This is a genomic window from Nocardia sp. JMUB6875, assembly GCF_041154655.1.
Classification (GTDB): domain Bacteria; phylum Actinomycetota; class Actinomycetes; order Mycobacteriales; family Mycobacteriaceae; genus Nocardia.
Genome location: NZ_BAAFGR010000198.1, coordinates 1 through 12427 on the forward strand (window position 1 = coordinate 1; position 12427 = coordinate 12427).

10 protein-coding genes and 2 tRNA genes are annotated in these 12427 nt (G+C 68.0%); 2 read left to right on the forward strand and 10 right to left on the reverse strand.

Features of this window, described 5'->3' with window-relative positions; translation table 11 throughout:
• The 5 genes from ACAM49_RS34100 to ACAM49_RS34120 all read right to left on the reverse strand — a co-directional run.
• The coding region (locus tag ACAM49_RS34100) for a hypothetical protein (RefSeq protein WP_369639666.1) at positions 1 to 887 on the reverse strand (887 nt) is incomplete at its 3' end.
• A gap of 152 nt (positions 888 to 1039) precedes the next feature.
• A complete protein-coding gene (locus tag ACAM49_RS34105; RefSeq protein WP_369639667.1) occupies positions 1040 to 3574 on the reverse strand; it encodes a hypothetical protein in 2535 nt (844 codons plus the stop codon).
• Positions 3575 to 3601: 27 nt separating this feature from the next.
• Positions 3602 to 3673: transfer RNA gene (locus ACAM49_RS34110), tRNA-Arg, on the reverse strand.
• A 4-nt stretch (positions 3674 to 3677) separates the two neighbouring features.
• A tRNA-Lys gene (locus ACAM49_RS34115) sits at positions 3678 to 3750 on the reverse strand.
• Between the two features lie 54 nt (positions 3751 to 3804).
• A complete protein-coding gene (locus tag ACAM49_RS34120; protein ID WP_369639675.1) occupies positions 3805 to 4629 on the reverse strand; it encodes a class I SAM-dependent methyltransferase in 825 nt (274 codons plus the stop codon).
• 173 nt (positions 4630 to 4802) lie between these two features.
• Here ACAM49_RS34120 and ACAM49_RS34125 point away from each other — a divergent pair, with 173 nt between their 5' ends.
• Positions 4803 to 6248: a metallopeptidase gene (locus ACAM49_RS34125; protein ID WP_369639668.1), complete on the forward strand. Its 1446-nt coding sequence runs from the start codon at positions 4803 to 4805 to the stop codon at positions 6246 to 6248.
• A 6-nt stretch (positions 6249 to 6254) separates the two neighbouring features.
• Here ACAM49_RS34125 and ACAM49_RS34130 read toward each other — a convergent pair whose 3' ends face one another.
• The 4 genes from ACAM49_RS34130 to ACAM49_RS34145 all read right to left on the reverse strand — a co-directional run bounded on the left by ACAM49_RS34130 (position 6255) and on the right by ACAM49_RS34145 (position 11305).
• Complete coding sequence (locus ACAM49_RS34130) at positions 6255 to 7094, reverse strand: lysophospholipase (protein WP_369639669.1); 840 nt, start codon at positions 7092 to 7094, stop codon at positions 6255 to 6257.
• Between the two features lie 113 nt (positions 7095 to 7207).
• Positions 7208 to 8587: a M20/M25/M40 family metallo-hydrolase gene (locus tag ACAM49_RS34135; RefSeq protein WP_369639670.1), complete on the reverse strand. Its 1380-nt coding sequence runs from the start codon at positions 8585 to 8587 to the stop codon at positions 7208 to 7210.
• Between the two features lie 4 nt (positions 8588 to 8591).
• Positions 8592 to 10247, reverse strand: a complete 1656-nt coding sequence (locus ACAM49_RS34140) for a CocE/NonD family hydrolase (protein ID WP_369639671.1) — start codon at positions 10245 to 10247, stop codon at positions 8592 to 8594.
• A gap of 146 nt (positions 10248 to 10393) precedes the next feature.
• Entirely contained in the window at positions 10394 to 11305 is a 912-nt protein-coding gene (locus ACAM49_RS34145) for an oxygenase MpaB family protein (RefSeq protein ID WP_369639672.1), read from the reverse strand.
• Positions 11306 to 11393: 88 nt separating this feature from the next.
• Between ACAM49_RS34145 and ACAM49_RS34150 the strand changes: the two genes are divergently transcribed.
• Positions 11394 to 11621 carry a hypothetical protein gene (locus tag ACAM49_RS34150; RefSeq protein WP_369639673.1) on the forward strand — a complete coding sequence of 76 codons (228 nt, stop codon included), beginning with the start codon at positions 11394 to 11396 and terminating at the stop codon, positions 11619 to 11621.
• On the opposite strand, the gene ACAM49_RS34155 is transcribed toward ACAM49_RS34150, so the two are convergent.
• The coding region (locus ACAM49_RS34155; protein WP_369639674.1) for a dihydrolipoamide acetyltransferase family protein at positions 11618 to 12427 on the reverse strand (810 nt) is incomplete at its 5' end. The two genes, ACAM49_RS34150 and ACAM49_RS34155, sit on opposite strands and share 4 nt — an antisense overlap.

The window sequence follows — 12427 nt, forward strand, 5'->3', positions numbered from 1 at the left end:
GTGGTCGGGCGGCCGCTGGGAGAGGAAAGACCGCCGGGTGGGGTTGTGCCGGTGGGCTTGGTTTGGATGTCTGACGGGGCCGGATACTGGCGGTCGGTGGTTCGAGTGTCGGCGAATCGGTTGGTGGGGTCGAACGCCTCGGTGGTGGTGCCGCGCCCCGGATTGTTCTGGGCGGTCGGTGAATCGGTCGCGGCCGGAGTGGTGTCGAGGGCTGTCGTTCGCGGTGTACGGAGATCTGCGGGGATGCCAGGGGCGTTGGTGTCCGGTGCGGCGGTGCGCGGCGCCGTGGTCGGAATGTCCGTGCGAGGTTCGGGACCGTCTGCACCGCTGAGGCTTTCGCGCTGTGCGCCGCCATCGCCAGGCGTCATGACCGTGAAGAAGGCGGGGACGCCTGCGCCGGCGGGTGGGTAGATCGGGGTGTAGTTCGCGTCCAGGGCTGCGAGGGCTATCTGGCGTTGTTCTTCTCGGGCATTGGGAGAGCCGTGAGTCATGGGTGGGGGCACGGTTTTTCGGACCGCTTCCGCGCCGTAGGCCGCCGCGGTCAGGCGGTGGCCGGTGCTGTTCGCGATCTCGGCGATGTCGGTGGCGTCCTGGACGAATTGGCGGGCAGCCACCGCGGCGGCGTCGGCGATATGGCCTGACATACCGTCGGAGAGGGCGGATTGGACGGTGACATGGAGGGCGCTCAGTGCGCCGAACATGCTGTCGGCGATGGATACCCACAATTGGGCGGCGGTGTGTATCTCGCCGGGGTTCATCGCTTGGACGCGGTGGTGGATCTGTTCGTGCGAGAGTCGGTCGAAATCCTCCAGGTGCTGAACGTAATCCGGGTCGGTGCCGCGTTCGGCGATGCGCGTCTGCTCGTGCTCGGCGCCCGATTGGCTCATTCTGGCCCTGCGCCGCAAGGCTTCCGGATCCATTGGTGTCCTCCCGTCACCTGGTCACTGCACACTTGGACGCGGTCGAGAGGGTGCGGGTTCCGCGCCGCCTCGCGTCGGCAGTGATTCGGTTGTGGCGAAGGTATGGACTTCCGTAGGCGTCAGCCGAAGTACCAATGGCGGCCGACCGTCCAGCCGAGGAAGCGGCGGCCGGAGCCGTTCGGTACGACGCCGCCCGGGGCGAAGCGGCCGCCCGACACGATGTGGGCCAGGCCGTCGACGGCCGGGGCAAGGCCCGGGATGCGCTGTTCGGTCAGCCAATCGATCTGGTCGCGTTGCACCGCGAGATCGCAGAAGCTGAGCAGGAAGACAGCCTGACGCCAGGCATAGGCGGAGTTCTTCACCTGGATGAGGAGGGTGTGCCAGTCGGCGGGCTGGCTCAGGCAGCGGATGATCCAGGCGAAGGTGCGGCGCGCGAGTTCCGGTGCGGTTTCCCGCAATTGGGTCTCGAGGTCGAGAGCATTCACGAGAACGGCCAGGTTGTGGGTAGTCAGAATCTGGCTCTGCTCGAGCAGTGCGCCGTTGCGGGCGACGTAGTTGTTACCGGTGCCCGCCTCCTCGGCGCGGCGGGCGCAGAGTTCGGTGAAATCGGTGGCGGTGGCCTTGCCCCAGTGAATTCCACTGCGGGCACCGGCATTCCACTCCGAAACCGAGGGCAGGTCGTAGTACCGCTGGTACAGGGTGCCGTCCAGCGTCCCGCTCGCGATGATCGCAGCGGCGCGCCACTTTTCGGTGAACGTACCCATGAAGATGTCGGCCGCCACCTCCTCCACCAACGGCAGCCGAAGATCGGCTTGCCCTGCGAGGGTGTGGAACTCACGCACCAGCGGGTTCGGGATCACCGCCCGCGGGAACGACTCGATGGCCAGCAGGGCGGTCTGCCGGAGCAGTCGATGTGCGGCCGCCGCGGTGGTGGGGCTGGGTGCGGCGGTGCCGCCCTTCCGGGTCGGGCGCTTCGGCGCGGGCGACTCGCGCAGCACATGCAGGGCTGTCACCCAGGGCAATTCGTCGAATCGCACCTGATGTTGCAGGTTGATCAGCAACAGGCTGCGGCGACGCCGGAAGGCCGTGTACAGCTGCTCGTACAGGCTCGCGGCGACGGGGTCGGTGATTTCAGCGGCCAGCAGGCGAGACGTGAGCTGCGGGAGCACCGCGGCCAGCACCTCGCCGGACCCGATGACGCCACGCCGAACCAACTCGTCGGCCGGTGCCTCGAGCGCCCGGATCGCCTTGTCCTGCAAGTGCCGCGGGATCGGGGTGCCATCGGCGATGTCGACCTTGTCGTCCGGCTCGACCGGGGTGGTGACCGGGTCGAGGGACGGCAGACCGCCGTCGGCCGGGAAACGGTCCAGGCGCGCGGCGAGCACGGCCGCGAGATCCTTGTAGAGCGGGGCCGAGATCGCTCCGGCCTGCTCGGCGCGCGCGGATTCCCTTGTGGCGCAACCGGGTTCACCGTGACGGGTGACAGTATTCGCGAGCGCACGACGGACCCAGCCGACCTGCCGCGGGGTCAGGCCGGACCTTCTCGGGTCCGCTCCGGACTGCCGTGTGCCGATGCCGGGGTGTCGCGGGTTCACGCCGGATTGCCGCGCGGCGAGATCGGATTGCCGTGGGCTCACACCGGAGGGTCGCGAGCTTTCGCCCGACTGCCCCGGGTACAGACCGGAATGCTCCGAGGTGAAGTCGGGCTGCTGTTGCGGGGAGGGGTCGGGTTCCGCGCTCAGCAGGGCGTCGTGGAGGCGGGCGAAGTTGCTTTTGGGGTGGGCGTGGCGGCCGCGGAATTCGTGGGTGAGGCGGGCGGCGCCGAAATCGCTTAGCCAGCGGGCTCGTTCGGCGGTCCAGTGCGGTGGGTGGATGGTGTTCGGGTAGCCGCCGGTTACCGTGCCGGTGGCGTCGAGGCGTGGGAGGTCGCCGTCGACGGTGTCGCACCAGAGGGCGACCAGGCGGTCGTAGAGCGGGGTCCATACGTCGATCGTGGCGTGCATGAGGGCCAGCTGGTCGGGGGTTCGAACGGCACGCAGGGCGTCGGTGGTGTCGCCGATCGATGCCACCCGGACCAGCGCACCGGACGGGCGGGCGATCGGATCGAAGGCGGGGGTGAAGCGGAGACGGGACATGTAGGGGCGCAGTTCGGCGACCAGGTTGAGGGCTTGCTCCGGAAAACCCTTGTCCAGCAATAGGGCGACGGCCATCAGTGCGCCGTGCTCGGGGATCTGGATCCGGTAGTGGCCGGTGCGCAGGGCGGCCAGGAGTTCGGCTTGCCCGGCGTCGCCGAGGTACCAGAGGTTGAGTCGTTCGCGGGGCGTGTCGCCGGGGACATCGCGTGGCAGTTCCGCCAGCCGTTCACTCTCGTCCTTGGTCAGCGGGGTTTCGGCCAGTCCGCGGCCGGTGGTGAATCCGCCGTGCGTCACCTCGAGGGTCACCCAGGCGGGCAGGTCGGCGACGGGCGTGCGGCTGCCGACTTCGACCCGTCCGGTGGTCAGACCATCGATCACCTCGCGCCAGCGTTGCGCCTTCGCCTCGGCACGCTCTCGATCGGCCCGGTTGGTTCCGGCCCGCGCGATGGCGGTCAGCGCGCGGGACAGCTGACCCGTCGCGTACCGCTGCGGACCGGAAGCAAAGACCTGATCGGACAATGGAACTCCTGCTGGGGTGATGACAAGACCTGGTCGCGAGAATCGAACTCGCGCCCTCCCGGTCCGAAGCCGGGTGCTCTACCGCTGAGCTAGACCAGGATTGACATGGAGGCGGGATTCGAACCCGCGCCCTCCCGGTTAAGAGCCGGGTGATCTGACCGCTGATCTACTCCATGGTGTTCTCGGATCGTATCCGGAGCCGAATCGGGTACGCACGGAGTTATTCGCGCTCAAAGCTTCCGCGCCTGGAGGGTGTAGGTGAGAGGCAAGCGTTCGCGGTGTTCGATGAGCCGCCATTCGTGGTCGTCGCCGCACACCATCTGGCCGGGCAGGGCTTCCCAAGGCACGCTGTCGTGCTCGACGAGCTGGGTGAGGGTGAGGTCGGATTGCAGGAGCGCCTCGACGATCTGACCGAGCCCGTGGTTCCACTCGTTCGTGGTGGCGTGCTCGATGGCGGAATCGGTTTCCACATAGGTGGATTCGTCGGTGAAGACCGTCGGCTCGGCGGTCTCGAAGTACGGGTAGCCGATGGTGAGCGCGTCGGTGCGATTCTCGTCGATCGACCAGAGCACCGGGTGGCCCTCGCGGATGAACAAGCGCCCGCCGGGACGCAGCAGAGCGGCCACCGTGTCGGCCCAGCGCCGGATGTCCGGGAGCCAGCAGAGCGCGCCTATGCCGGTGTAGACCAGATCGAAGCGGGCCGGGCCCAGCGCGGAGACGGCGTCATAGAGGTCGGCTTCCACGAAATCGATCGGCGTGGAACTGGATTCGGCCAGTTTGCGTGCCTCGGCCAGCGAGGCGGGGGAGAAGTCCAGGCCGGTCATGGTCGCGCCGAGGCGGGCCAGGGAGAGGGTGTCGGTGCCGATGTGGCATTGCAGGTGGACGCCGTCGAGGCCGCGGATGTCGCCGAGCCGGGGCACGTCGAAGCGCACCACGTGGCTCAGGTAGGACGGGTCGGTCCGGAAGTTGTCCAGGCCGTAGTCGCCCGAACCGGCGTGCAGGGGTGCGCGATCGTCCCAGTTGGCGCGGTTGAGGCGGCGGTAGTCGCTCATGATCCTCGACTGTGCCACGGATGCGGCGACCCTCCCAGTTGATTTCCCGGCTGCGTGTCGTGGATGGCACGCCGTGACCCGGGCATTTCCCGCCCACTGTCGTTGCGAGACCGGGCACTTCACCCGATATCCCGATGGATACTCGGTACAGGTCCCGAGCGTCTGCGGGAGGCGAGATGAGGACGTCGCGGGTGCGGCTGTGGTTGGCCGTCGTGCTGGTACTTGTGGGGGTGGGGCTCACCGGCTGTTCGACGGCGAAAGGGCCGGGCGCGCAGAACGTTTCGGCGCCGGTGACCACCAATCCGTGGGAACTGGCCGGGCAGACCTCCGCCTCCGGGCCCAGCGGCCCCCGCTCCGGCGTGCCGGATGCGAGCCTCACCGCCGAGAACGGTGACGGCGGGCCGATCGACAAGCTGGCCCTCAATGCCATCTCCGACGTCGCCGAGTACTGGAACACGCAGTACGCCAAGACCTTTCCCGGCGCCTTCAAGCCGGTGATGCGCTTCATCTCCTGGGATTCCACCGCCCCGCGCGCCAAGGCCGTCGACTTCTGCCGCAGCAGCACCTTCCAGGAGGTCAATGCCGCCTTCTGCGGCGTCGATCAGACCATCGGGTGGGATCGCGGCACCCTGCTGCCGGAGTTGGTGAAGAAGTTCGGGCAGATGGCGGTCGTCATGGTGCTGGCTCATGAGTACGGGCACTCGGTGCAGGCGCAGGCCAAGCTGAACGGCTTCTTCACCTCCAGCGTGGTGCGTGAACAGCAGGCCGACTGCTTTGCCGGGGTGTTCTTGCGCAATGTGGCGGAAGGGAATTCGCGCCACTTCACGCTCAACACCACCGACGGCTTGAACGGCGTGCTGGCCGCGGTCATCTCCTTCCGCGACCGCGAACCCGGCGCCGGCCAGGACGAGCATGGGACCGCGTTCGAACGCGTCACCGCCGTGCAGATCGGCTACACCGACGGCGTGACCGCGTGCAAGGGCATCACCCGCAGCGAACTGCAGAAGCGGCGCGGCACCCTGCCCACCAGTTTCCAACCGGGCGACAAGGAAAAGCAGCTGCCCGTAGACCAACCCGACCTCGCCCTGGTGGCGGCGTCACTGGCCAAGAACTATCCGATCCAGCCCGCACCGACCTACGACTACAGCGGCGTCACCCGCACCTGCCCGAAAGTCACCGCCACCCAACCGGTTTCGTACTGCCCCGCCACCAATGTGATCGGCACCGACGTCCCCACCCTGGCCAAACGCGCCGTCACCGGCGAGCAGGGCGAGCTGTTCTCGGCCATGGTCGGCGGCGACTACAACGCCTTCGTCGTCTTCGTCTCCCGCTACATGCTTGCCGTGCAACAGAATCGAAAGCTCACCCTCACCGGCGCCGACACCGCGGGCCTGCGCGCCGCCTGCCTCTCCGGCGCCTACAGCACCAAACTCAGCCAACCCGGCAGCGACTTACGCCTCTCCGCAACAGATCTCGACGCCGCCATCTCCGGCCTGCTCTCCGACGGCCTGGCCGCCGCCGACGTCGACGGCAATATCGTCCCCAGCGGCTTCGTCCGCCTGGAGGCCTTCCGCACCGGCGTCCTCGACGGCGACACCGCCTGCCTGACGACCTACAAGTAAGGGCCGCTACGACTTCGGCAGGTGAGCCTCCAGCCAGTTCACCAGGTCGGAGAGGACCTTGTCCTGCTCGGGCTCGTTGTAGATCTCGTGGTAGAGGCCGTCGTAGCGGATGACGGTCTTGTCCTGGGAGGCGGCGTGCTTTTCGAGGAGGTCGCTGCCGGTGGGGGAGACGAGGCCGTCGGAGGTGCCGTGCTGGACCAGGAGAGGTGCGGTGATGCGGTCCATGTGGGTCTTGACGTATTCGGCGGCGCGGAGCATTTCGCCGGCGGTGCGGGCGGGGACGCCGCCGTGGTGGACCAGGGGGTCCTCGTCGTAGGCGCGGACGACGGCCGGATCGCGGCTGACCAGCGTCGAATCCAGCTTGATCACGGGCACATTCGGCAGGTACTTCGCCACCACCGGGGCAATCAGGCGTTGCAGCGCATTGCCGCCCTCGATGTCGATGGCCGGGCCCGAGAGCACGATGCCGGTCACCTCCGGCTGGTCGCGGGCGGCCAGGTAGGCGGTGGTGAGGCCGCCCATGCTGTGGCCGATGAGGAAGCTCGGCAGGTTCGGGTGGCGGCCGGTTGCGGTGGTCAGCATGGTGCGGACATTGTCGGCGGCGGTGTCGAGCGAGCCGATGTTCGCGCGCGAGCCGTCCGACTTGCCGTGGCCGGTGTGGTCGAGGGCGTACACCGCGAAGCCGGATTCGGTGAGCCGCTCGGCGACATGCGCGTACCGGCCCGAATGCTCGGCGTACCCGTGCACGATCACCGCCACGGCGCGCGGATCGCCCTCAGGCAGCCACGCCTGCCAGAACACCCGGCCGCCCGCGCCTTGGAATTCACCGGTCTCCGTGCGGGTCATCGCCGCTCCCTTCGATTCGAGGTCGTCACTCGCGCATCAGCGGAGCCATTCTCGCGCACTATCCGGGCAACGCGCACGATTCGGGCAGCGCATGATTCGGGCGGTGGGCCTGATCAGGCCGAGCGGGCGAGACGGTCGATGAGGAGGCGGTTGAAGCGGATCAGGCGGGCGTAGTCGGCGCGCGAGATGCGCTCGTCGGTGCCGTGGATGCGCTCCAGGTCGGCGGCGGTGAGGATGATCGGGGCGAAATTGCAGCGGGTCGCGGCCAGGTCGTCGTAATAGCGGGAATCCGTGGCCCCGGGCACGATGCCGACTGTGACGGCGATGCCGGGCACCACCTCGCGGGCGATATCGGCGATCAGGTCGAAGTCCGGGCCCGCGGCCGGATTCGGGGAGGGCTCGGAGGTGGTGCCGTCGAGTTCGATAGTGACCCCGCGGTCCCGGACCACCTTGCGGCAGTGGTCGAGCACCCCGGAGACCGAATCACCCGGCAGGATACGGAAATTCACGAACGCATCGGCCCGCTGCGGCAGGACGTTGGGCTTCACGCCGCCGCTGATCACCGTCGGTGCGGTGGTGGTGCGCACCATCGCCTCGGTCTGCGGCCGGGCCGCCAGGATTCGCACCGCGACTGGGCCCGCCACTTTCAGTAGACCGAGCATGGTGCGTCGCGGCTCCGCCATGAATTCCCGCACCCGCGTGAGCATGTCGACCGCGACCGGGGTCAGCCGCAGCGGGAACGGGTGGTCCTGGATCCGCGCCACCGCTCGCGCCAGCCGCCCCACCGCCGTCTGCTTGCCGGGCATGGAGGAGTGCCCGCCGATATCGGTCACGCTCAGCCGGACGGTGGCGAATCCCTTCTCGCCCACCATGATCGTGGCCACCGGCACATCGATCCCGTCGGCCACTCCCGTGGTGATCACGCCGCCCTCGTCCAGCAGCAGCCGGGCGCGAACTCCGCTGTCGCGCAGGCGCTGTGCCATCCGTCCCGCGCCTTCGGACCCGAAGACCTCTTCGTCGTGCCCGAACGCGAGATACACCGTCTCCCTGGGCTGTACGCCTTCACTCAGCGCCTGCTCGACCGCCTCGAGAATCGCCAGCACCCGGCTCTTGTCGTCGATAGCCCCACGGCCCCAGATGAATTCGCTGTCCACGACCCCGTCGAACGGAGGGTGCGTCCAGCCCTGGAGATCATCGACCGGTACGACATCCATATGCGCCAGCAGGATTGCGGCCACCGCTCCGGATTCGATGTCGGGCGTCTCCGTCCCCGCCCACCGATACAGGCGACTGTGCCCGAACGTCTCCCACGCCAGGTGCGTGTGCACCAACGGGAACGACTGCTCGAGGTGGGCGAGCAGCCGATCGAACTCCGTGAGCTCGATGCGTTCGCGATCCTCGTGCGAGACGGTCCGGCACCGCAACGCCGCGGCCAGCCGCTCGGCGGTGACATCGTCGACAGTGGGCGCATCGGTGCGTGCGGTGCTGGTCATCGGCCTAACCACCGGACCTGGGAGGGAAGTTCACGGTCACAGTGGCATTGTTCACCACATCGGGGGACAGGGAGACCGTCTTCTCGTTTCGCCACTTCGGGATCGCCTCGCTCGCCTCGCCGGGCAGGTCGGGGTTGCGGACGGCCGTGAGCAGCGGGAGATGCAGCCGAGCCGAGGTCACCGTGACGGGCGCGTTGGCGGGCACGTGCGCCCAGACGTCGTCGACCACGTCGACGACACGGACACCGATACGGTGACCCGCCGCAAGGGGCCAGTCCTGGCCGAGCAGCCGGACCTGAGCCGTCGGGCTCACCGGCGCGATGCCCCGGGTGATCACCGTGGCCCGATTGTCCGGCGCGATGTCGTAGACCTCGACGGCGACGCTGGCCGCGGCCGGGCCGTCCAACGCGAACGTGGCGGTGGCCGTGCCGGACAGATGCTGATCCCGCTCGAGCGGCTGGGAGACGGTCCAGATCTCGCGATCCGCGCCCGGAATCAGGCCGCGATCGTTGTAGCGTCCGGTCCGCAGATCGATATCGAGCGCCCGGCTGTCGGCGGGCGGCCACGCGGTCTCCGAACGCCAGCGGCCGTCGAACTGCTGGACGGTCACCCGCGGCCCCGTGTTGACATCCTTACCGGCGACGTTCTTGTCGAAGAACGCCAGCAGCTCCGAGGGGAAGTGCGGCGCACCGCATTTCTCGGTGCAATCCCGATGCCCCCACTGCCCGAACCACGCCTTGTGATTACCGGGGCCGAGCACGTTCCACGCCTCGAACACCCGATCCGCACGAGTGTTGTAGTCGACGAAACCCTGGCCCAGGAACAGCGGAATCGTATTGCCGCGCAGCGACTCCACCAGATCCCGGTCCCGCCACCACGCGGAATTCGCGTCATGGTTGGTGGTCTCGGCGAGATAGTGCGCGTAGCAGGCCGGATCGATATCGGCCGTATTTGCCTTGTACTCGGCCGAATCGGACGGATACGGCGGCGTGGTCGCGACCAGCAGATGCTCGAATCCCGCGAGATCACCGGGCCGGACCCCGGTTTCGGTGATCGGCTTGAGCGAGAACCGCCACGCGATGCCCTGCATATAGAGATAGGAGTTGGCGTCGACCACCGGCTCGAACGCCGCCACCGCCGCCAACCCGGCGGGCTTCTCGGTGAGCCCCATGATCCCGGTCCAAGCCTCGTAGGACACCCCGGTCATCCCGACCTTCCCGGTCGACCACGGCTGCCCCGCGGCCCATTCCACCGCGGCCTTCACATCCGAACGCTCACCCGGCCCGCCGTAATCGGGGCAGCCATTGGAACCGCCGAAGCCCCGCAGATCCACGATCACATACGTGTACCCGGCCTTCAGGAACATCGACACCGGCAGATCGTCGGTGGACGGACCACCCTGCGGCCGCGGCTCGGTCAACCGCATCAGATGCGCCCGATACGGGCTGACCGTCATGATCACCGGAGTCCGCACGTCATCCGCGATCCCGCTCGGCCGCAGCACATCCGCGTGCAACCGCGTCCCATCCGCCGAAGTGATGTACTCCTGCCGCCACTGATACCCGGCGTCGGCCTGTGCCTGCCCCGGCACCGCCACCACCCCCAACACCAGCAGCGCGCCGACCACCGCGCGCCACAACACCATTCGCATGCTCACCATTTGACCTTGGTGGTTCCTCCCGCCCCGAACCAGCCCCAGGAACCGGGGTGCCCGACCCGCCCCCAGGTGCGCCGTTCATGATCAAGGAGCTCTCACGCCGGAATTTTGTCCGGATCACCAGAGTGAGAGCTCCCTGATCTTGATTGCTAGATGGGGCGGAGGTTGATCAGCTTGCGGAGGCGGGCGCGGTCGCGTTCGAGGCGGCGGGCCTCGTAGGCGATGGGGAAGTAGCGGACGCGTTCGGGGATGTGGGGCAAGGTGCGGCCGATCAGCCAGCCCAGGGCTCGCAGGGCGCGTTCGTCGTTCGCGGTCCACTCCAGGCCGAGCTTGTCGCGCACGATATCCGGAGTGGTGCCGACGGTGAAGAAGTACTGGAGGCGGCCGACGGGGGTGGTGACGGCGCGCCAGGCCGGGTGCAGCGGGCGGGGAATCTGCTTGGGCGGGGCGATCTTCCGAATGACCTTCAGATAGTCGTAGGCGACATTGGTGACCTCGAGGTGGTTCTCCACCTGATCGAAGAACCAGGGCTCCCATTCGGCGTAGGTCGCCGGAATTTCCTTGGGCGCGACCGAGAAATTGCGCATGAGCTGCACCGTTTCCTGGTAGTACGCCTCTTTGTCGGCGTCGGTGAGCTTCTGGTTCGAGAAGTACTTGTTACCTTCGGTGAAGGCGAAGACGCCGGTGTGCAGGACCCAGGCCCACGGACCGGAAGCGAGCGCGCGGTGCTTGTGCCCCTGCGCGTCGGTGGTGTACAAGGTGGCGTGCATCTTCCGCAGGCGATCCGCCTCGGCGAGAGCCTCGTCGCCGCCGTAGACCCACATCATCACCGAGGCGATGCTGCGGACCGCGCGACCCATCGGGTCGGTGCGGAAGGTGGAGTGCTCGTCGACCACCGCGGCGATCGTCGGCTCCATGGTCTGCAGCAGGAACGCCGACCCGGCGGTCAGCGAGAAGGTGAGCAGTCCGACGTCGTCCCACATCCGGCTGCCCGGTTCGAACGGTCGGCGTTCGGGACGCGTGCTTCGGGATTCCTGATCGAGCGCGACGGCGGCGGTCATGGTGATCTCCTTTGATCACTCCGGCCGGAGCGCCACACTCCGACAGGATGAGAGAGTTACTACTGAATCTTCTCATCATGTCGCCGGTGTGGCAACCGTCACCGTGGAAACACCGCTTCTGGCCCGGAAACGCGAAAAGCCGGACGACGTGGACCGGCCGGGTAACCCGGTCCACGCCATCCGGCGTTTCTACCCGCCGCCGGGTGAGTTCGGCTGCCGGGCGCGCGACTGGCATGGGATGCCGCGCGCCGGGGTGGCGGGATTGCGTCGCCCGACCTGGATCAAAAATCGGGCAACGGTCTGGGATCGTGACTAGGTCACGATGCGCAGCGGGTGCTCGATGAGCTCCTTGAGCTGCTGCAGGAAACGGGCCGCGACGGCGCCGTCGATGGAGCGATGATCGGCCGACAGGGTGACGCGAAGGATCTTGCGCGACACCACCTTCTCGCCGTCGAGCTTGAGCTCGTCCTGGGCCGCGCCGACCGCGAGGATCGCGGACTCCGGCGGGTTGATGACCGCGGTGAACTGCTCGATGCCGAACATGCCCAGGTTGGAGATGGTGAAGGTGCCGCCGGACATGTCCTCGCCCTTGAGCTTCCGGTCGCGGGCGCGGCCGGCCTTCTCCTTGCCCTCGGCGGCGATCGCGGAGACGCTCTTGCGATCGGCGTCGTGGATGACGGGGACGAACAGGCCCGCGTCGGTGGCCACGGCGATGCCGATATTGATGGACTTGTGGCGCAGCAGCTTGTCGCCCGCGAAGGAGACATTGACCGCCGGGTCCAGGCGCAGCGCGGTGGCGACGGCCTTGACCAGCAGGTCGTTCACGCTGACCTTGCCGGAACCGGTCTCGTCCAGGGTCTTGTTGATCTGCGCGCGGAAGGCGAGCAGCTCGGTCACATCGATCGCACTGGTGAGATAGATGTGCGGGGCCTGCTGCTTGGACTCGGTGAGGCGGGTCGCCGAGACGCGCTGGATGTTGGTCAGCGGGATCTCGTCGTAGTCACCGGCGGGGACCGCGGCCGGGGCGGCGGGAGCCGGGGCGGCCGGGGCGGCGGCAGCGGCCGGAGCCGTTGCGCTGCTCGCGGTTTCGACATCCTGCTTGGTGACGGGGCCGTTGGGGCC

Excerpts from the sequence above, each read along its gene's own strand:
- ACAM49_RS34135 (WP_369639670.1), bottom strand. The coding sequence starts at position 8,587 with ATGACCAGCACCGCACGCACCGATGCGCCCACTGTCGACGATGTCACC.
- ACAM49_RS34125 (WP_369639668.1), top strand. The coding sequence starts at position 4,803 with ATGAGGACGTCGCGGGTGCGGCTGTGGTTGGCCGTCGTGCTGGTACTT.
- ACAM49_RS34145 (WP_369639672.1), bottom strand. The coding sequence starts at position 11,305 with ATGACCGCCGCCGTCGCGCTCGATCAGGAATCCCGAAGCACGCGTCCC.
- ACAM49_RS34130 (WP_369639669.1), bottom strand. The coding sequence starts at position 7,094 with ATGACCCGCACGGAGACCGGTGAATTCCAAGGCGCGGGCGGCCGGGTG.
- ACAM49_RS34140 (WP_369639671.1), bottom strand. The coding sequence starts at position 10,247 with ATGGTGAGCATGCGAATGGTGTTGTGGCGCGCGGTGGTCGGCGCGCTG.